At 70.1% G+C, this 19,089-nt stretch carries 13 protein-coding genes; 7 read left to right on the top strand and 6 right to left on the bottom strand.

What is annotated here, in order from left to right; genetic code table 11:
* Positions 1-556: 556 nt before the first annotated feature.
* The 4 genes from DEJ50_RS34220 to DEJ50_RS33030 all read left to right on the top strand — a co-directional run bounded on the left by DEJ50_RS34220 (position 557) and on the right by DEJ50_RS33030 (position 3,897).
* On the top strand, positions 557-1,432 hold the full coding sequence (locus tag DEJ50_RS34220) for a hypothetical protein (protein ID WP_190344846.1): 876 nt from the start codon (positions 557-559) through the stop codon (positions 1,430-1,432).
* 560 nt (positions 1,433-1,992) lie between these two features.
* The gene (locus DEJ50_RS33040; protein WP_150211683.1) at positions 1,993-2,277 is read left to right on the top strand and encodes a hypothetical protein; all 285 of its coding nucleotides are present in this window, start codon (positions 1,993-1,995) and stop codon (positions 2,275-2,277) included.
* A gap of 598 nt (positions 2,278-2,875) precedes the next feature.
* Complete coding sequence (locus DEJ50_RS35365; RefSeq protein ID WP_263399218.1) at positions 2,876-3,178, top strand: YncE family protein; 303 nt, start codon at positions 2,876-2,878, stop codon at positions 3,176-3,178.
* Positions 3,175-3,897 (top strand): YncE family protein, encoded by a 723-nt coding sequence (locus DEJ50_RS33030; protein ID WP_263399217.1) that lies wholly within the window; start codon positions 3,175-3,177, stop codon positions 3,895-3,897. Before DEJ50_RS35365 ends, DEJ50_RS33030 begins: the two co-directional genes overlap by 4 nt.
* 45 nt (positions 3,898-3,942) lie before the next feature.
* Here the strand turns inward: DEJ50_RS33030 and DEJ50_RS33025 are convergent, their stop codons facing one another.
* The 6 genes from DEJ50_RS33025 to DEJ50_RS32995 all read right to left on the bottom strand — a co-directional run bounded on the left by DEJ50_RS33025 (position 3,943) and on the right by DEJ50_RS32995 (position 17,050).
* Complete coding sequence (locus DEJ50_RS33025; protein ID WP_150211682.1) at positions 3,943-4,272, bottom strand: hypothetical protein; 330 nt, start codon at positions 4,270-4,272, stop codon at positions 3,943-3,945.
* Between the two features lie 138 nt (positions 4,273-4,410).
* Complete coding sequence (locus DEJ50_RS33020; protein ID WP_223838032.1) at positions 4,411-9,819, bottom strand: DNRLRE domain-containing protein; 5,409 nt, start codon at positions 9,817-9,819, stop codon at positions 4,411-4,413.
* Between the two features lie 1,450 nt (positions 9,820-11,269).
* The gene (locus tag DEJ50_RS33015; protein ID WP_150211681.1) at positions 11,270-13,645 is read right to left on the bottom strand and encodes a hypothetical protein; all 2,376 of its coding nucleotides are present in this window, start codon (positions 13,643-13,645) and stop codon (positions 11,270-11,272) included.
* An 11-nt stretch (positions 13,646-13,656) separates the two neighbouring features.
* Positions 13,657-14,079, bottom strand: coding sequence for a hypothetical protein (locus tag DEJ50_RS33010; protein WP_150211680.1), 423 nt, complete (start codon positions 14,077-14,079; stop codon positions 13,657-13,659).
* 537 nt (positions 14,080-14,616) lie between these two features.
* On the bottom strand, positions 14,617-15,021 hold the full coding sequence (locus tag DEJ50_RS33005) for a barstar family protein (RefSeq protein ID WP_190344844.1): 405 nt from the start codon (positions 15,019-15,021) through the stop codon (positions 14,617-14,619).
* 388 nt (positions 15,022-15,409) lie between these two features.
* Positions 15,410-17,050, bottom strand: a complete 1,641-nt coding sequence (locus tag DEJ50_RS32995; RefSeq protein ID WP_150211677.1) for a penicillin-binding transpeptidase domain-containing protein — start codon at positions 17,048-17,050, stop codon at positions 15,410-15,412.
* A 251-nt stretch (positions 17,051-17,301) separates the two neighbouring features.
* Between DEJ50_RS32995 and DEJ50_RS34215 the strand changes: the two genes are divergently transcribed.
* The 3 genes from DEJ50_RS34215 (at position 17,302) to DEJ50_RS32985 (ending at position 19,074) form a co-directional block, all read left to right on the top strand.
* On the top strand, positions 17,302-17,478 hold the full coding sequence (locus tag DEJ50_RS34215; protein ID WP_190344842.1) for a hypothetical protein: 177 nt from the start codon (positions 17,302-17,304) through the stop codon (positions 17,476-17,478).
* Positions 17,479-18,016: 538 nt separating this feature from the next.
* The gene (locus DEJ50_RS32990; RefSeq protein WP_190344840.1) at positions 18,017-18,670 is read left to right on the top strand and encodes a tyrosine-type recombinase/integrase; all 654 of its coding nucleotides are present in this window, start codon (positions 18,017-18,019) and stop codon (positions 18,668-18,670) included.
* Positions 18,667-19,074: a DUF6262 family protein gene (locus tag DEJ50_RS32985; RefSeq protein WP_150211675.1), complete on the top strand. Its 408-nt coding sequence runs from the start codon at positions 18,667-18,669 to the stop codon at positions 19,072-19,074. Before DEJ50_RS32990 ends, DEJ50_RS32985 begins: the two co-directional genes overlap by 4 nt.
* Positions 19,075-19,089: the final 15 nt, after the last annotated feature.

The raw sequence follows: 19,089 nt of genomic DNA, 5'->3' as shown, positions 1-19,089 counted from the left end.
TTTCGCATCCCCGAACTACCAAGAGGCCCTGCCTTCATGCGCGCACCACCGGAAGATCACCCGGTCAGGAACCCTGTTCGAACCGCACGTTCCGTGATCGGTTGAGATACGGCTACTCACCGCAGCGAACTGTCCCCACCAACCACGCTCACCGGCCTGACCAGCACAAACAAAACACCTCCTCATCAGAACAGCCCCTGCGGCCCCATGGACAACCGCGCAGACCGTAGTCAGGGAGCAGCCATCCCTTCTTCCTCCTGTCGATAGTCCTCTGAGTGTGAGGAGGCGGGTACGGGCAGGCCTGCATCCGATCAGGTTCGGCATGGCCCAGGGCAGTCGGCAGTGGACGGTGCAATCGCACTTGCGGGATCGCGACGGCCCGGGCGCCGGGAGGCGGGCGGACCGGGAAACGGGGAGACTGAGGGAGAGCGTGACGCCTGACCGCTGCGGCCCGGACGGGCCGCGGCGGACGGTCCCGCGCAGGGACCGGGCCATCGACCTACGTCCGCGCGCGCCCCGGGGGTGGGTGCCACGGCCCTGTCCAGGAGTCCCCGTCGTGACTTTGACCCCACAGCGATCCGAACGCCCTCGAAGCACGGCCCGACGGGCCGCGCTCCTGCTCGCCGCCGCGGCGCTGCCGGCGGCCCTGGTGGTACCCGCGGCGCCCGCCGCACCGGCGCCCGTGACCAAGACCTTCACCGCCGGCGCCAACCAGCGGTTCGTCGTCCCGGCCGGCGTCACCCGGCTCACCGTCACCGCCACAGGCGAGCCGGGACGGTCCGCCGTCGAGGGCGGAGCGGGCGGGGCCGGCGCCACCGTCACCGCCACCCTCACCGTGGCGCCCGGTGCCACCTACTACGTCAACGTCGACACGGGCGGCGGAGCCGTCACCGGTCAACGCCCCGGCGGCAGCGGCGGCGGTGCCAGTGACATCCGCACCTGCAGCTCGGCGCGCGCGAAGTGTGCCCTGACCGGCGTTCCCGGCACCGACCCCCGCCTCATCGTCGCCGCCGGCGGCGGGGGCGGCGGAGGCGGCTCCAGCTTCACCGCATTCCCCGTCCGCGAGGCCACCGGCGGAGACGCAGGCGACACCGGGAAGCCCGGCGGCGAGCGACCGGAAAGCGGCGGCGGGGGCGGCGGCGGAACCCAGACCCACAGCGGCAAGGGCGGAGCCGCCTGCCCCGAGGACTTCAAGCCCGGTACCGACGGCACGCCCGGGACCGGCGGCACGGGCGGCGGCGGATTCGGCGGCGGAGGAGGAGGCGGCGGCTGGCACGGCGGCGGAGGAGGCGGCGGCTGCTTCCTGATCACCGAGGGCGCCGCCGGGCCCGGCGGCGGCGGTGGCGGTGGCGGATCGAACCTCGTCCCGGCAGGCGGCACCTCCAGCCCCGCCACCGAAACGGCACAGGTATCCATCACCTACGAAGCCTGAACCGACACCCGCGGAATGCCAAGTACCGGTTCCGCCGCAGCACCCGACAAGACCGAACACCACCCCGCGTCAGGCACAGCAAGGCCGGACACCACCTTCCTGTCAGCAAGCACGAGACCCCCTGAGCGCCATGCCAACAGCCATCCAACCCACTCCCCCCACACCCGCCACCACCACGAACGCGGCCCCCGGCCACCGCCTCCGAACGGCTGGCCTGCCGCACCCCAGCCGCCCCTCACACGCCACCACACACGACAACGAACCTTCACCAGCAAAGCGACACCCCCACTGGGCGGGCCGCGCCTTGGGGATGCACGGGATGGGGCAGCACGCCGCCGTGGTCCTGGCCCGCCGCTGGCCGGCGCGCTGATCGCCGGCCAGCGGCTACACGCCGGTCTTCGCCCTGGCGGCGCTCTTCCCGTACTGGCGGCGGTGCACCTGTCCACCGACGAGGCCGCGCAGTGGGAGGCGCCCGATGCCGAGCCGCCGGAGCCGTACTCGACACTCCCGCACCGGCACCGAGATCGGCGCGTCGTCCCATAGCCGCCTACCGTCGAGGTATGAGCAAGATCGTCGTCGTGTACGAGTTCGACAAGCCGGTGACGGCACACACCCCAGGGGGCTCGTCACGTGCCACCGAGCGGCACGTCCTGCGCGTGCACGCGGCGCCCGCCGCCCCGGGCATGACCGCCGTCCCCGGTCCGCGGACCTTCTGCGGCAAGGACACCTTCGCCATGGAATCGGCCTCGTGGAAGCCTTCCGAACATCCCACTTCCTCGTGGTTCACCCCAAAGCACGCGAGCCTGGTCTGCCCCGCCTGCGACGACGCGGTGGGCAGCGGCTGAGCGGAGCCACGGGGCCGGATACCGGTGCCGGTCGCCGAGCCCGGAACCGCAGACCGCGACGTCCCGGGCGTAGCCCGGACGGATGCAGAGTGAGCTGATCACACTGTGCCTCGTCGGCGACGTGATGCTCGCCCGGGGCATCGACCCCTGCGCCCCGCGAGACCCGCACCGCTTCCGCCGCCCGCGCAGCAGGCCGCTTGCCCGGCCGCTCGCGCGCCCTCGGCCTGAGCCCGGGACACCAGCTCGTCGACCAGCCGGTCGTTCACCGCCTTCGCAGGCTGCGGTTCAGACTGCTCGACGGTCTCGGCCTCGGTCACGTTCTCACTCGTCATCGATGCATCTTCCTTGATCAGGAGTTACACCGAAATTTACAGTCCCGTGTGACCGGATGGGCAGCCAGGTAAACGTGGCCAATGGGTCGGCGGCGCAGTCGTTGTTGTCGGAGCAGGCGCCGTTGTGCCCTGGGTGAGGTTGCGCTGGGCGCAGCCGGTCAAGACGGAGTCATCGCAGGCGGCCGCCGGTGGACGGTGTGCGCCGCTCGATCAGCCTGAGCGTGAGCCTCACGTGGCTTTCCGCTCTGGAGTCCTGGCGTGGCCCCATGACGAGACATCAGGACATGGGGCGGCGAACAGCCGTGGTGCTGTGTGCGACAGCGGCGCTGATGGGACCGGGAGGCCTGTCCGGCGCATCCGCCGGGACGCCGACGGCCGGGCTGTCCCCGCGGCCCGATGCCCTGGTGTACGTCGCCAGCCTCCACTCCGACACGGTGTCGGTCGTCGACACCGGCACCGGCATGGTTGTGGACAGCGTCCCCGTCGGGGACGGACCGGACAGCGTGGCCGTCAGCCCGGACGGCTCCCGCGTCTACGTCACCATTCCGCGGAGGACACCGTATCGGTGATTGACGCCCGTACCCGGACGGTCATCGCCACCGTCGCCGTCGGGGACGAACCGAGCAGAGTGACCGTCTCTCCTGACAACCGGAACGTCTACGTCGCCAACGTCGGGTCGGACGATGTGTCGGTGATCAGCACCCGCACCCGTGCCGTGACGGTCACCGTCGCGGTGGGCGTTGCCCCGCTGGGCGTGGCGGTGGCATCCGACGGATGCACCCTGTACGTCGCCAACGCCGCGTCCGGAACCGTCTCAGTGGTCCGGACCGCCACCGCAACGGTCACCGGCACGATCCCTGTCGGCAGCGGCCCGACCGCCCTGGCGCTCACCCCCGACGGCCGTCGCCTGTACGTCTCCAACCTGACCTCGGACGATGTGTCGGTGGTCGACGTTCACGACGGCGTGGAATCGGACCGCATCCCGGTCGGGGACCAGCCTGCGGGAATCGGGGTGCCACCGGATGGCCGCCAGGTGTACGTGGCCAACATCGGGTCCGGCACCGTGTCCGTGATCAGCACCCGCAGCCGTACCGTCACGGACACCGTCGCAGTCGGAGACGGCCCCAACGGCCTCGCTGTCGGCCGGGACGGCTCCCGCATCCACGTCAGCAACTTCGACTCGGACACCCTCTCGGTCATCGACACCTCGACAGCCCGCGCAACGGACACCGTGGCCGTGGGCGACGGGCCGACCGGCATGGCAGCGGCACATGGAAAGAGGGCCTGAGCAGCAACGCCGTGGTGGACGACGAGAGCGGGGCAGGGGCCCCCGTCAGCCGCGCAGGCGGCGCACCGCCTTCGCCGCGCCCCACACCAGGAGGACGTTCACCGCGGCACCGCCCACCAGGTAGACCATCGGGCCGAAGGAGTTCGCGGTCTCCGGGGCCGAGGTCCCGAGGAGGGCGTTCAGGGGAAGGATCGCGAACACCGTGACCAGCAGTGAGCCCGGGAAGGACAGGAAGTAGAGCACGGCCAGGTAGCCGTCGCCGGAGGCGCCGGCGATGCCGCGGGCCAAGCCGGCGGCGGCCATCAGGGCCAGGTAGCCGAGGGCCAGGTTCCGCGGGGTGTGTGTGGTGGGCGCGGGGCGGCGCGTCGGGCTCATCGCGGTGGTCCGTCTTTCGGTAGAACGGCTTGGGGGTGGTACCGAGGGTACGGAGGGGCCCGCGGCCCCCGTGAAGGGGCCGCGGGCCTGCCCCGCTCCATTATTGAACATGTTCAGAGATGGAGCGGGGCTCCTGATCTAGAACTTGTCGCGCACCACCTTGCGGAGGTTGGCGCCGAGTTTGTCCCAGTACTTCCGGCCGGCCTTCTCGTTGCAGGTCCGGTTGCAGATGGCGGCGAGGCCGCCGAGCTTGCCGCGGACCTCCAGCTTCATCCGGCCCTTCGACTTGTACAGGTCGAAGCCGATCCAGCCGCCCGGCCAGTCGGGGTGGCCGAAGCGGGCTCCGAGCTGCAGGTAGCTCTTGCCGATGCTGTTGACGTTCAGCGGGAAGTACATCTCGATGCCCCACATCACCGGCCACAGGGTGAACTTCTGGCCCTCGTGCGTGATCTTGTTGGGGCGGCCGGGAATCGGGAAGACCGCCTTGAAGTGGTTCTTCCAGTACTTGAACACCGACTTGTCGGAGGCGCTGGTCCGGCCCAGGTCGTAGTACACGTAGTAGCTGGCGGTGCCGCTGATGTCGCGGCAGCCGACCGGGTCGCCACTGCAGTACGAGTAGGCGTTCGTGGCGCCCGCGTACTGCGGGTCGGCCTGGAGGAACCGGCCCGTGCCGGGCTCGTACGCCCGCACGCCGGTAAGCGAGAGGCCGCTGAGCGTCTCGCTGGAGACCTGCGCGGCGCCGTGCCAGCCGTAGCGGGCCGCGCCCGTGCCGTCCACCGGAACGCCGTACTCGTCGTAGCGCTGCACGACCGAGTTCGCCGGAGCGGCCAGGTCCAGCTGGACCGAGACGTCACCGCGCAGGTTGGCGAACTGCAGCACCACGCCCCCGCCGGAGGTGACGGCGCCGAGCGAACCGGCGATGTCGTTGACGAAACGGGTCACCGTGCCGTCGCTGTTCGCCGCCCAGTCCGGGCTGCTGGACTCGTCACCGTAGTGCTGGGTGACGCTGCCGGTGGTCGACCAGGTGCCGTCCTCGGCGCGGGTCTGCGTCGTCGCGACCGCCATGCGGCCGACGCCGTCGAGGTCCCAGGTGCGCCGCTGGGCGCCGACCGTCTCGGTGCGAAGCACGTCGCCGGTGAAGTACTCCAGCGTGGTGGCGTCCTTGACGGTGGTGCGGCCGAGCGCGTCGTAGGCCCGGCCGGAGCCGACCAGCCGGTCCGCGCTGTCGTACGCGTACGACGTGTTGGAGGTCACCGCATCCGCGGTGCCCGGGTCGCAGTCGTCGCCGGTGACCGACTTCGAGGTGCGGTTGCGGTTGCCGTCGAAGGCGTACCCGCGGGTGGTGCAGCCGGAGCCGGTGGTGTCCACGGCCTCGGTCAGCCGGTCGGTGGTGTCGTAGCCGTAGTCCGTGGACACCGTGGTGCCGTCGGTCTGGGTACGGCCGACCTGCTGGCCGCTGATGCGGTACTCGGCCACGTCCGCGAGCACCGTGGTGCCGCTCGCGTCGGTGTACTCGCGGGCGGTCGTCCGGCCCACGGGGTCGGTGGTGACCTTCAGCTTGTAGCCGCCCGGCAGCGTCTGCGAGACGAGCCTGCCATCCGCGTTGTACTGCGCGGTGAAGGCGCCGGCGACGGAATCCGTCAGGGTGCCCAGGTCGCCTTCGGGGGTGTAGCCGTACGTGCTGGTGGCCTGGGTGGAGTCGGAGGACTTCACCGGACGGTCGAGCAGGTCGTACTCGGTCTTCGTGGTGTTGCCCGAGCCGTCGCTGTAAGAGATCAGGCGGCCGAGGGTGTCGTACGCGTACGTCACCGTCTTCCCGCCCGCGGACTGCGTGAGCGTCCGACCGGTGTCGCCGTCGAAGGTGAACGTGGTCTCCGGGGTGGCGGTGCCCAGTCCCCCGGCGATCGAGGACTTCACGCGGCGGCCCGCGTCATCGTAGGTGACGGTGCTGGTGCGGGTGACGCCGTTGGCCGTCTTGGCCGTGGAGGTGACGCCGCCCCAGCGGTTGTACTCGTACACGGTCGTGGGCAGCTCGGCCGGGTTGCTGCCGCCACCGGTGATGACACCGGCCGGAGCGGTCTTGCAGAGCTTGCCGGCCCACTCGGGACGGGCGGCACAGGTGCCGGTGCCGTCGGCCGTGTAGTACGTGTAGTTCAGCGTGCCCGCGTCACCGCCGTCGGAGGCGGCGAGGCTGGTCGAGGCCAGCTTGCCGTCGGCACGGTAGGTGGAGCGGGTCGCACCCAGCTGGGTGCCCTGGGGATCCTTGTTCGCGATCTCCTCGCCGGTTGCCCAGTTGTACGTGGTGACCGTGGTGCGGACATCGGCGTCCTGGGCGTAGCCGTCGATCGCCGCGCCGGTGGACGAGGAGGTGACCTGTCCGGAGACGGCAGCGTCGGCGGGACGGCCCTCGTCGTGCTTGTACGCGGTGTGCGAACGGGCGGCCACCTGCGCGCCAGCTGGCAGCGCCGGGTTGCCGCCGGAGGCCGCGACGGCACTGCCGAGGGTGACCAGGTGCACCGGGCCGTAGGCGTGGGTCATGCGCTGGCCGTCGGCCGTGTACACGGAGGCGGTGGACAGCCGCTCGGCACGCTCGGCCGTGGACAGGCCGGTCAGGCCGAGCGCGGAGAGCGTCGCGGCGGCGTCCGGGCCGGCGCCCAGGGCGAGTGCGCGGTTGGCGGCGCTGAGCGAGCCGACCGTGTTGCCGTAGCCGTCGAACTCGGTGGTGGACAGACCGCCGCCCGGGGTCGCCGTGTTGGTCTCGCGGCCGTTGGCGTCGACGTACGTCACGGTCGCCCGGCCGTAGCCGTCGGCGGTGAGGTCGGCGCCGGTGGAGGAGACCGGGACGGAGTCGGCGGGGAAGACGGCCGTGGCGTCGGCCGGGACCTCGTCCTGCGCCCAGGTGTTGACGGCCGCGGCACCCATCTGGTGCGGTGCCTTGGCGCCGGTCAGCGGGACGTCGTAGACCACGGTGGTGGTCGAGGTGCCCTCGGTGGTGTTGGCGGTGCCCTGCTTGAGGGCGGCGCGGGTCACCTTGAGGAGCATGCCCTCGCCGGCGGTGAGGGAGGAACCGGCCTTGCCGTAGTGGAAGTTCAGCGGCTGGTCGGCGCCCGACATCATCCAGAAGACCCGGTTGCCCGCGTCGTAGGAGTACTGGACCTGGGTGCCCTGCGAGTAGTGCGGGTTCCACTGCTGGCGCAGCCGGCCGCTCTTGTCGTAGCGATAGCTGGACAGCGCCTCGTCACGGGCAGTGGAGGCGCCGGGGTCGGTGGCCCACAGTTTGATCTCCCTGACCTGGCCGGCGAAGTCGCCGAAGTCCGCGGCCGTGGACCAGCCGGTGGCCGTGGTGGTCGTCGCGTAGACGAACTCCACGACGCGGCATCCCTTGGTGGCGGGCGTGGCCTGGCAGGTCGCGGCCGGGACCGCCTCGGTCGGGGAGATCAGGTACTTCGGGCGGGTGACGGTGTCGGCGCCCTGGGTGACCGTCTCGGAGACGACGGTGACCGTCGAGTCGTCGGCGGCGGCGGCCGAGGTGGCCATCGTCCAGGTGGTGGCGGCCGGACCCGCCTTGGCGAACACGGTGACGGTGGCGTCCGTGTCCTTCAGGGTGAAGGTGTTGCCGGTCAGCGAACCGGTCAGGGTCAGCGTGCCGGCGCCCGCCTCGGGCTCCCAGCCGCCGCCGGCCGTGGCCGTGAAGGCGGTGGAGTCGCCGGACGCGGTCAGGATCTCGACGGAGGTCGCCGAGGTCTTGCGCAGCTGGGTGTAGCCGCTGCCGGAGGTTTCGGCACTGACCGAGGAGACCCAGCCCGGGCCGAAGATGGCTGCCTGGCCCTCGGAGTCCGCCGGGTTGGCCCGCGAGGACGCGGTCCGGTTGACGGAGACCTCGAAGGCCTGGACGTCCTTGGCGCCGAGCTTGTAGTCGCCGGTCAGCAGGTTCAGGGAACCGGGGCCGACCTGGGCGGAGGGCGCCTCGCCGGCGTTACGGTCGACGACGACCGCGGCCTCCGGGGAGGCGTCCGTGGTGGTGCCGTCGGTGAAGACCGCGCGCACGTCGACAGAGCCGTCGTTGCTGAGGGTGTCGGTGACGTTCCACCACAGCGAGGCGGGCTTGCCTCCGGTGACGGCAACGGGCCAGCCGGCAACGGCCGTGCCGTCGGAGCTGCGCCGGACGTCGGCGGCGGGCACGTCCTTCCAGGCATCGGCCTCACCGTGGCGGTATTGGTACCGCACTCCGGTGTAGCTGGTCTTGCCCTCGGCCATCAGGACGGCGCGGCGCGCGGGCCGGTCGCCTTCGGCGGGGGAGGTCAGCGCCGCGCCCTTGCCGGCCGAGAAGGAGTACGTGACGTCGGCGGAGGCATTGCCGGCGGCGTCACGGGTGTGAGCGGTGACGGTGTGCGGGCCTGCCTTGAAGAGGAGCGCCTTCGAGACGGGGGCTCCGGTCGTCGGGACGGTCACCCAGGCACCGGAGTCCAGCTTGTACTGGATGTCCTTCACGTCGCTGGTGGGCGGGGTGAAGGTGAAGGTGCCGGAGAAGTCGCCGGCTGCGTTCGGGGTGCCGGACCACTGGCCGGCCGGGAAGTCGCCGGAGGAGACGGCGGTGTTGCCGGGCTTGACGGTGTCGACGGTGAAGGACTGCCAGCTGGACCAGGTGCCGTTCCAGGTGGTGCCGTCGTAGACCGCGGCACGCCACTTGTAGCTGCCCGGGGCGAGGGCCGTGGCCGCCGTCCAGGGGGCTGCCACGCCGGAGGCGGTGAACGCGGACTTGCCGGTCTGCAGGGCGGCGGTGCCGGTGGAGGTCCAGATCTCGTAAGTGAGCTGGACCGTGTTGCCGTCCGCGTCGGTGGCCTTGCCGGTCAGGGTCGGGGTGCTGTCCGAGGTGACGGCTCCGGAGAGCGGCGAGACGGGGGTGGCGGCGCCCGGCTTGGTGTTGTAGTTGACCGTCAGCGAGGGCTCGTACGTGGCGTTGTGCGAGCCGTCGGTCTGGTTCGCCGAGTGGTAGCGGCGCCAGGTCAGGACGTCGGCCTCGTCCACGGCCGCGATGCGCACGCCGTAGTTCGGCTGGCCGTCGGCCCAGGCCTGCACGATCGCGTCGATGTCCCAGGAGACGTGGCCGGCCGGGCAGGAGGTGCTGTAGCCCTTGGCCGCGGTGGAGGTCACCGCCCCGGTCGCGGTCGCAGCGGGCTGGTTGGCCCAGGTGATGGCCGACGGGTCCCAGGCGGCGGTGATCCGGCGGACCTGGTTGCCGGAGCCGGTGGTGGCGCAAGTGGAGGAGTAGTACGAGTACAGGCGCAGGTCCGTGTCGAGGATCTGCTTGCCCTTGTACTTGTCCACGTTGAACTGGAGGAAGGCGCGGGCCTTCTCCGCGCCGTTGTACGTGCCCGACTTCAGCTCGGTGGAGCCGCGCTGCGAGGTCAGGTAGTCGTCGTACTGGATCCAGGTGTCGGTGACCGGGCCCATCAGGGAGTCGGTCGGGTCGATGGTCACCGGGTAGGTGAGGTTCGGGTCGTTCAGGAACGTCAGGCTTGAGCACCAGGACCTGACCCTTGCCATTCTTGGCCGGCTCGATCTCGACCTCGACGGGGGCGATGTGCTCGGCGTCGCCGGAGGCGCGGTCATAGGACGAGTCCCACATGACCGGGGCGGGGGCGGTCGCCTTGGCGGAGTTCGCCGCGTCGTTCCAGCGCAACCGCTTGTCGGCGGTCTCGGTGAGCTTCAGGCCGGTGGCCTCCACCGGGATCCGGTACTCGACGGGGCCCTTGGGGGCCTCGTGGAGGACGACCGAGTGGGAGAAACCTTCCTTCAGGGCGGTGACGACGAGGTCGCCCCCACCCGCGACGGCGTTCTTGTACGTCGCCGTCGACCCCTTCAGCTGCGGAGCGGGCAGCTTGCCCTCCCAGCCGATGCCGAGGGAGTGCTTTCCACGGCCGACCTTGACCAGGGTCTCGCCCGAACCGCCGTCCGAGAGCGCGACATCGGCGGCAGCGGCCTTGGGGCGCACGGTGTCGCCGGTATCGACGAGGCTGGTGTCGATCGACTTCCAGTTGCCCTGCCCGTCCTTGACGCGTATGGGGCCCGTATAGCTCTCGACGGTCGTGTTGCCGTTCGGCTGTGCAAACGTCGTGGTCGAGTCGGTGCGCTCGTCCAGGATCTCGACGCGGCGCTTCTGCAGCCGGGCGAGGAGGTGTGCGGTGGCCGCGTCCTGCGCCTCGGCGGGACCGAGGGCGGGCTTGGCCGCGGGGATGGCGGGCGAGGCGGGGGCGGGGGCGGCCGTCGCCTGCGCGATGAGAACGGTCTGGGCGGCGAGGACGGCCGCCGTGGCGCCTGCGACGGCCTTGAGCCGCCATGGCGCCCGCACCCCGGCCGCCGGAGAGAAGTTCTCTCCCGCCGGGGATATGGAGGGCTGGTTCACTGAGAGTCTTTCTCAAGTAACAGTAAAAACGGAGGCGATCCTCGCACTTCCCGGTTGCAACAACAACGCACCCCGGCAGGCACGTTGCACAGCTCACATCCACTCCCCCACGAAACAGCCAAATCACCCGACGAATTCGGTATGAGAGCCCCCAAGTCCCTTTTGATGACGTAAAGAGGAGAGAAAACCGGACAATATGATCTCGGTTGGCGCGGCTGGTGATATCCGTGCCATCTTGCGTGCAGGTGGTCGTCTTGACGGGGCTTGAGGCGCCGGCGCCGGCGCCGGGGTGTACGGGGCGGTCCTGCCGGCCACGGGCCTGGGCGCACTCGGGCGTTGGTGCACCGGGCCCGGAGGTGGCCGGAGGCGCCTCACCCATCGCCATGAAACTCACTCCGAAAGCCACCGGAGAGGCAATCCCCAACGGCCTTGTGAGCGCGGAATTCTTGCACCCGGCCATCTCAGTCGACGCAGTAGCCTCCGCCCCGAGTCTGACGAAAGACCCTTCAGGCAGGAGCCGGATCTGTGCGCGACGGCCCCGTCGGGTCCGCCGCGCCCGCCGCGCCCGCCGCGCCCGGAAAACGCGGACGGTCAGGTCTGCGGCGGGTTGCCCGTCTGCGCCGCCCGGTCGTTGCCCATCGCGTATCCGGCCTTCGCCGCGCCGATGAGCGCGAAGGCGGTCGAATGTTTGGGGTCGATGTACTGCAGGGCGATGTAGCGATTCACCGGAGCCTCGAAACGTCTTTCACCGGCCAGATAGATGTCCTTGACGTCCTGGTGGATCTGGTCCTCGATACTCTCCTTCGTCGCTTCGAGACGCGTCTCGCTGTACTTCCCGAGGGTGTCGTTGATCGTCTGCTCCACGACGGACGCGCCGCTGTCCATGGCCACCGGCACGAGGATCGCCGCGGCGCCGACGGTCGCGGTCGCCGCCGGCAGCGCCGCGAAGCCCGCTCCGACAACGGCCCCGGTGCCGAGTTCGATCCAGGTCTTCATCTTCTCGTGCGCCTTCTCGTACGCCTCGTACGCCTTCTCGCCCTCGGCCTTGATCTGCTCACCGCGCGCGTGGTCGAGCAGCCCCTGCACCTCCGCACCGGTCTGGATCACGAACAGGGCGGGCCCCTGGTCGGGCAGCGGAGCGTTGCGGTCGGAGCGCAGCATTGCGTCCAGACTGGCGGTGGTGGAGATCTGCTCCGCGACCGAGACGGTCTCGTAGGCATCGGGGTGCTGCCCCAGCGCGGTCAGGAAGTCGATGGCGACCTCCCGGCTGACCGTCGCATGGGACTCGGGATCGGTGCGCGGGGCGAACACACTCTGTTGGCCGCCGTTGTCGAGGGCCCAGTGGAGGTCGTCGATGTATCCGGCGCCAATGCGCCCCATGCTCTCCGCCAACGCCTCCTGCTCCTTGAGCAGCTTCGCGTCGCTGTACGTTTCCATGACGCTCTGCGTGAGCTTCGCGGTGGTCTCGTCCTGGACGAGGACCGGACGCGGATCGTCCCAGGCGTGCCCCAGCGTCGCCGACTCCAGGGCGTGGCCGAGCGCGGACGGCAAGTACGCCTCGGTGCCCTTCATGTTATTGGGATCGTTGCGGCCGACATCCGGGAAGGACTCCGCGCCGCCTTCGCGGGCGAAGTACTCGAGATAGTTCCTGATGGGCTGGCCGTCCTCCTTCCCGAGATCGGGCTGGGCACCCACCTTGACCGTCCCGTCCGTGTTGTACGCGGTCGGCGGCTCCTCCGTGAAGAACTGCTTCGACGCCTCGGGGCTGTGGCCGAGGGCTTCGAGGATGCCGGTCAGCGGGTCGTAGCCGGCCCCGTTGAGGCCGGACGGGTTGAAGATGTTCTGCTGCCAGGCGTCGCGCTTGTTGTCGGCGAACATATGCGGGTTCTGCTCGCGCAGCTGGACCACGTGTCCGGCAATCGGGTTGAGGAAGCGCGGGTCGTAGTCGCCGTAGCGCAGGATGCCGGCGAGCGCCTGGTATCCGTACACCCCCATGGTGTCGCCCGGGAACAGGGGGAGCTTCTGGGTGCCGAGCTTGCGGAACTCGGCCGACCAGTCGCCGAGCGGGTTGACGGGGACGCCGTTGCCGCCGGGTATCAGGATCTTGCTGTCGGGGTCGGTCGCCGTGGCGAGGGTGAGGCCCAGGTTCCGCTGGAGGTCCTGGACGTCCTTCAGTTGCTCTTCCTTGGGTCCGGCGGTGGTGTAGGTGTCCGTGGACATCTGGGCGAAGAGGTCCAGGGTCCCCTTGGGGCCGAGCTTCTCGTAGAAGGAGGTGGTGAACTCGACTGACGACTGGTTGGCCGCCAGCAGCTGGTTCAGCTGCTGGAGTTCGGCATGGGTGAGGCCCTCGCCCTTGGCCCCCTTGGCCGCCAGCTCGTAGGCGCGCTGGGCCTCCTCCGCGTCCAGGCTGGCGTACTTGGGGGCGGTGAAGTCGTGGGCGTCGCCGACATTCGCCGCCAGGGCGAGCCGGAGTGACTCGTCATCGGCCGTGCAGCCGGCGACGATGGCCCGGATCCGCTCGGTCCAGGCGTCCAGACCGGCCTTCTCCTTGGCCCGTGCTTGATCCATGTCCGGGTCGTGCCGGGTCGTGGCGTCGGCGGACACAGGGTACCGGGCCGTGACCAGGCCCTGACTGTCCACGACGATGCCCGCCTTCTCCGCGCCGTCGACGATCGCCTGGAGGGCGTCCTTGGCCTTCTTGAACGCGGTGTACCCGTCGAGCAATAGCCGGTGTATCCCCTTGGCTTCTTTGGCCGCGTCGTCGAACTCCTTCGCGACCTTGCGGATGAACGCCTGGCTGACCTCCGCGTTCACTCCCGCCCAGTCCGCCTTGTCGGCCTTGCTCTGCATTCCGTCGCGGGCGTCGGCGGCGAGCAGCGCGAGCTTGCTCGCCATGGCCGACCAGTCGTCGACAGCGGTCTTGAGCTTGTCGACCGGCGCGTGCAGCACGTCCCAGTACGTCAGCATGGTTCACCCGCCTACTTCAGCAGCCCGTTGATCTTGGACACCGCCATCAGATCGCCCCGTATCTCCGCGTCGTCCTTGGCGTGCGCCGCGACCGAGTAGTCCAGGTGGTTGGAGATCTGCGCGCAGGCGTCCCGCAGGGTCCCCACCTGCGTGTACCACCGCTCGTGCACCTGCATCAGTTGGGCACCGCAGGTGAATTGGCCGGTGGTGAGCGCCGCAGCCGCCTCGTAGTTCGACACCCGTACGGTTTCGGTGTCCCGTTTCACCCCCTCGTACAGCGCGTGCGCGTCCGCGCCGATCGGGCCCAGGGCGTCGCTGTTGACGGCCAGATTGGGCGTGGCGCCGCCGCCTCCGGTCTGGTTCAGCCGTGTCGCGACGGCGCGGTTCTCGGTCGCGTCCGTGCGCGCCTGCCGCCATTCCTTTTCGAACGACATACGCCCCCGCTTCTACGTGTCCTGCGTGTCATGTCGTGCTGTGCGTGACGTGCCATGCGTGACTGCCGTTGTTCGCGTGTCGTGCCGTGCTCTCGGGTACCAGGCGCTCACCGTACGGACGCCCGTCCCCCCGGCGCCAGAGTCGAGCGCGCCGTTCCCGGGCCGTACAGATCAGGCCACCCGTCGCAGACCGATCATGGTCCGATCGGTGCGAGCGCGCTGACGTGGTTCTGGTACTCGCGGCCGGCCTTGAGCTGGGCGAGCGGACGACCTCGGCGAATGGCAGCGTGGGCCGTCGCGGTGGGGATCAAATCGGTCAATACCCGGCGGATGTGCGGGAGTTTGAGCCGCTTTGCAGATCATCAGGCTCCGCTGCGCTCCACCCGAACGGCCCGCTTTGCGGGCTTGAGTGACCCCGTTTCGCGGGGTCTGGGCCTACGGCCCGTTAGGTGGGCCGCTCCGCTCCCCCAGGGTCGGGAGCTTCGGAACCGCCTCCGCCAAAAACACGGGGCCTGCTGGACTGTGAGGCCTCTGAAGTCAGCCTGCGGCGACCAGAAAGACGCACAGTGCCACCGGGGCACCCACGGTGGCCCTCTCATCCCCCAGAAGCTTCACAACATGCCCCAGAACGTCCAGCGCATCCTGAACCGCACCGAACGGCTCGTTCACCCAAAACTCCCCGTATACCGCGAGGGCGATGCGCTCCTGGCCGAGCAGCCGCAGGCCTTCCCACAGTGAGTCGTCAAAGGCATCCCAGCTCCGTGCGTACACCGGCGGCGGATCAAGAGGTACAACCTCACCGAACGCACGGATGATCGACGCCTTGTCCGTCAACCCTCCTGTATCCACCTCAAAGACCCTCGCCCCATCGGCAGACAGGGCCCCAAGAACAGCCCTGGCCCCCTCGGCCTCGAGTACGTGCACTCCCGCAGAGAACTCCATGAACATCATCATCACGGTACACAGAGAGCCAGGTGCAAAGTTCCTCTCGCCTCACCGCCCGGTTCGGCGGTAGATCGGCTCATCCCTTGTTTCATTTTGACAAGCAGATGAAAACAGTGACACGGGAGCCGGCGGCGGGTCGGTGCGGGCACCCGCCGCACGCTGATGCGCACGAACGATGGCGTTCCGTCGGCCGACCACAGCCGGTGCCGCAGAATCCCGTCGATCACCTGCCGGTGATCCCGCCATCGGCCACAACGCCGGTTGCTGACCGGCAGGAACGGCCGCAGCCGCTCCCACTCGGCATCCGTCAGATCAACCCGCAACCCGCCTCATGCGCCTCGGCCCGTCCGGCCGTCTCCGCGCTGCCGACCGGACCGTCTCCGCCCTACCGTGCGTTCAGCACGGACGCGACGACGTCGCCCGCCGGCCCGCTGCCGTAGCCGCCGGACTGGACGACCGAGCCGGCGGCCAGGTCGTCCGCGTAGCCGGTGAACCAGCTGTTGGAGTCGCTCTGCCCGTCGACCTCGGCCGACCCGGTCTTGGCTCCCTTGTCGCCGCTGACCGCGGACATCGCCTTGGCGGCGGTGCCGTCGGTCGCAGCGGCGCCCATCACGCTGCGCAGGGTGGCGGCCATGTTCCCGGGCAGCGGCTGGGCTGTGGTCAGCGCGCCCTTGATCATCTCCCTGGGCACGATCACCGGCTGGCGGAACGCGCCGTTTTTCACGGTCGCCGAGAGGGAGGCGACGCTGAGGGCGTTCATGGTGACCTTGCCCTGGCCGATGTAGGAGGCGGCCGTCTCGGGGCCTTTCGAGACCGGGATGTCGGCGTCGGTGGAGACGATCCCGATGGACCACACGCCGCCCAGGCCGAAGTACTTGCGGGCCGTCTGGCTCAGGGCGGTGTCCTCCACGCCCTTGGCGTTCAGCGGGCCCAGCGCCTTCATGAAGAAGGTGTTGCAGGAGCGGCGGAAGCTGTCCCGGAAGGTACCGTTCGCGATGGAGAAGTTCTTGTTGTTGTGGAAGGTCCGGCCCGACCAGGTCACCTCTTTCGGACACTCGACGGGGGAGGTCGGCCCGCCGACCAGGCCGTGCTCCAGCATCATCGCCGCGGTCACGACCTTCATTGTGGAGCCGGGGGCCTGCGCCCCCTCCATCGCCACGTTGAACCCGCCGACCGGGCTGTTGGCGACCGCGCTGATCTCGCCGGTGCTGGGCCGGACGGCGACCACCGAGGCCCGGTCGTACTTCTTCACCGCCCGCTCGGCGGCGGCTTGTACGTCGGCGTCCAGCGTCGTCTGGACCTTCTTCGTCTTTCCCTTGACGAGGGTGAGCAGCGTCTGGTTCGGCGCGTCGGCGTCGGCCGGCTCGATCCAGGTCTCGACGCCGGGCTCGCCTGCGGGCCCGTCCGTGTACCGGGTACGCAGGGTGTCCAGCACGGGGGCCAGCGACGGGTACTTCTCGGCGGTCAGCTCCCGGCCCTCGCGGTCCAACGCCTGGATCGAGCCCGTCTTCGCCTCACCGGTCCGCAGGATCGCGCCCTCGATCAGCTTCGGGTGCAGCACCGCCGGCCGCCAATCCACCAGCGCCCGCCCACTGCTCTTGCCCCGCACCACGGTCAGCTCCGAGGCGTACGCCAGCTGCTTCTCGTGCCCCTCAAAACTGATGGTCGCCTTCACCGTGTACGGCACCGTGACGCCGCTCGCCACGCCCGGCGTGACCACGGCGTTCTCCACATGCCCGGTCTCCCGGAAGCCGCGCAGCGCCTCCGCGGCCGCCGCCGGGTCGTCGGTCAGCGTCCCCGCCGCGTCCGCGTCCCCGCGGGCCCACGCCGCCAGGAAGTCCCGCGATATCCGCTCGACCTCCTCGGCCGTAACCTCCCCGTACGCGTTCAGCGGCGCGGCGTCCGCGCCACCGAGGCCCGCACCGTCCGAGTCCCCGCCCAGCATCTCGTGGCCCGCGAACCCCACCCCGCCCGCCACCAGGACGAACACGCCGCCGACGAAGGCGGTCTTCACTCCGCTGCGCATGGTGCAGGTCCCTCCCCGAGAGCCCCGTACGGACAACCCGGCGTAAGAACGATGTTCACTTGAACATGTTTAAGACATAGATGCGTATGCACTATACGGGGCCGTATACCACCCCTGAGCCGCCAGAACCGATCGTTACCCGACCGGAACGCACACCGATTCGCGCCATACCCGGACTCAAGCTGCGAAACGACCGTCCGCTACGATTTCTCGGTTTCGTGTCAGTGTGACGCCTGCACGAACGCCGCCCGGTGAGCCCGCCCGATCTCGACCTGAACCGCTCGACCACCCGCACCTCGCCGGGCACCGCCAGCGGAGCCACGCCCGGCACGGCCAGCCGGCGCAGCGACGCTCCGAACTCCCCGGCCGTCAGCTCGGCCAGCGCGTCGGCGTCGTCGTCGGTGGTCCAGCCCGACAGCTGGTCCTGACCCTCGGCCTCGTACCGCCAGGATCAGCAGCGTACCGTCGAGGCGGAGCCTGGTCGTACCATCGGCGCCGCCCAGGAGCATCGTGGTCGGCGGGATCTGCGAAGGGATCCCGATCTTGTCGTGATCGAGGAGCCAGGCGGCCACCGCGCGGCGGTCGAACTCCGGGTGTGTGTCCGCCCCTCCCACCGGTCCGGGAAATCGGCGTGCCTCCGGCGCCAGTTCACCACCGCTGCCCGGCCCACTCGAGCCATCCGTGCCATCTCCGCCGGCAGCACCCTGTCCTGGCCCGGGACAGCCGGGGCGAGGGCGGCGAGCGGGGAGCGGCGGCCCTCGCGGGTGGCGTGCACCGCCCGCCAGTCGACCCAGGGGCGGAGAACGGGGAGCAGGGCGACGGCCTCAGCGGAGTACAGCGGGACCACGGTGACGCCGCCCTGCCGCTTGTAGTCGATTTCCACCGAGCCGGCCGGGGACCGGCCCCGCGAGGTTGCCGACCGCCGCCGCGGTCACCCGAGGCCGGCACCGAAACGGCCCCCAGGGCTTGCGTCAGCCGGTCTGCCGCCCCGTCACGATCTCCAAGACCCACACCTTCCGGCACACACGGGCGACCGACCTGATCAACGTCGGCGTCCCGATCCACGTCGTCATGCGCTACCTGGGACACATCAGCCCGGCCATGACCATGCACTACGCCAAGACCCTGGCGGTGACAGCCGAGCGCGAATTCCTCCGCTACAAGAAGGTCACGGCCGACGGCCGGACCGCCGAGGTGAACCCGAGCGACCTCTACGACCTCCTGCACCTCGACCAGCGCGCGGACCGAGTGCTGCCCAACGGCTGGTGCATGCTGCCGCCCCGGCAGGTCTGCTCCAAGGGCAACGCGTCCCTGACCTGCGACAAGTTCGTCACCGACGCCAGCCACCGCGCCGAACTCCAGCATCAGCTCGCCCAGACCGAGGGCCTCATCTCCCGCCGCCAGGCCCAGTTCACCGCCCGCCATGGAGAGCCGATGGGCGAAGACAACATCTGGCTCGCCGGCCGCCTCGCCGAGAGCCGCGCCCTGGCCAAGGTCCTCGTCGCCCTGAACCAGGTCAGCGTCCACGAGGACGGACAGCTCCGGCCTGTGCGCGGAGCCGTCGCGGCCGACCGCCCCGAACCGCCATCCACCACCGCGCAGAAGGAGCCGACCGCATGACACCACTGCCCGATCACCTCCGCCAGGCCACCCGCGCCCGCACTCAGGAGACAGAGCAGCGGGCCCGCACCGCCCTCACCGAGCTGGCCAGGGCGGGCAAGCCGGTCACCTTCACCACAGTGGCCCGCCAGGCCGGTGTGAGCAGCGACTTCCTCTATCGGAGCCCGGAGCTGCGCACCCAGATCGAGCGACACCGAGCCAAGGCCGGGCCGGCTCCAGCTGGGCCCGAAGACCCTCAGGGCGGCTCGTCGACATCCGCGGCCGTCAGGACACTCAGCGCCCGCCTCACGCGGCTGCAGCAGGCCCATCGCGAGGAGGTGGCCAGGCTGCGTAAGTCCCTGGAAATCGCGCAAGGTGAGAACCTTGACCTTCGCCGCCGTCTGGCTCGCTACGAGGCCGACTGACACCGCTGCCATACT

The sequence above is a fragment of the Streptomyces venezuelae genome (genome assembly GCF_008642295.1).
GTDB lineage: Bacteria > Actinomycetota > Actinomycetes > Streptomycetales > Streptomycetaceae > Streptomyces > Streptomyces venezuelae_C.
This window is presented reverse-complemented; position numbering and strand designations above follow the sequence as displayed.

Coding starts and splice junctions, on each gene's coding strand:
- DEJ50_RS33040 (WP_150211683.1), top strand. CDS start 1,993: ATGAGCAAGATCGTCGTCGTGTACGAGTTCGACAAGCCGGTGACGGCA.
- DEJ50_RS35365 (WP_263399218.1), top strand. CDS start 2,876: ATGACGAGACATCAGGACATGGGGCGGCGAACAGCCGTGGTGCTGTGT.
- DEJ50_RS33025 (WP_150211682.1), bottom strand. CDS start 4,272: ATGAGCCCGACGCGCCGCCCCGCGCCCACCACACACACCCCGCGGAAC.
- DEJ50_RS33020 (WP_223838032.1), bottom strand. CDS start 9,819: ATGGCAAGGGTCAGGTCCTGGTGCTCAAGCCTGACGTTCCTGAACGAC.
- DEJ50_RS33015 (WP_150211681.1), bottom strand. CDS start 13,645: ATGCTGACGTACTGGGACGTGCTGCACGCGCCGGTCGACAAGCTCAAG.
- DEJ50_RS33010 (WP_150211680.1), bottom strand. CDS start 14,079: ATGTCGTTCGAAAAGGAATGGCGGCAGGCGCGCACGGACGCGACCGAG.
- DEJ50_RS33005 (WP_190344844.1), bottom strand. CDS start 15,021: ATGGAGTTCTCTGCGGGAGTGCACGTACTCGAGGCCGAGGGGGCCAGG.
- DEJ50_RS32995 (WP_150211677.1), bottom strand. CDS start 17,050: ATGCGCAGCGGAGTGAAGACCGCCTTCGTCGGCGGCGTGTTCGTCCTG.
- DEJ50_RS32985 (WP_150211675.1), top strand. CDS start 18,667: ATGACACCACTGCCCGATCACCTCCGCCAGGCCACCCGCGCCCGCACT.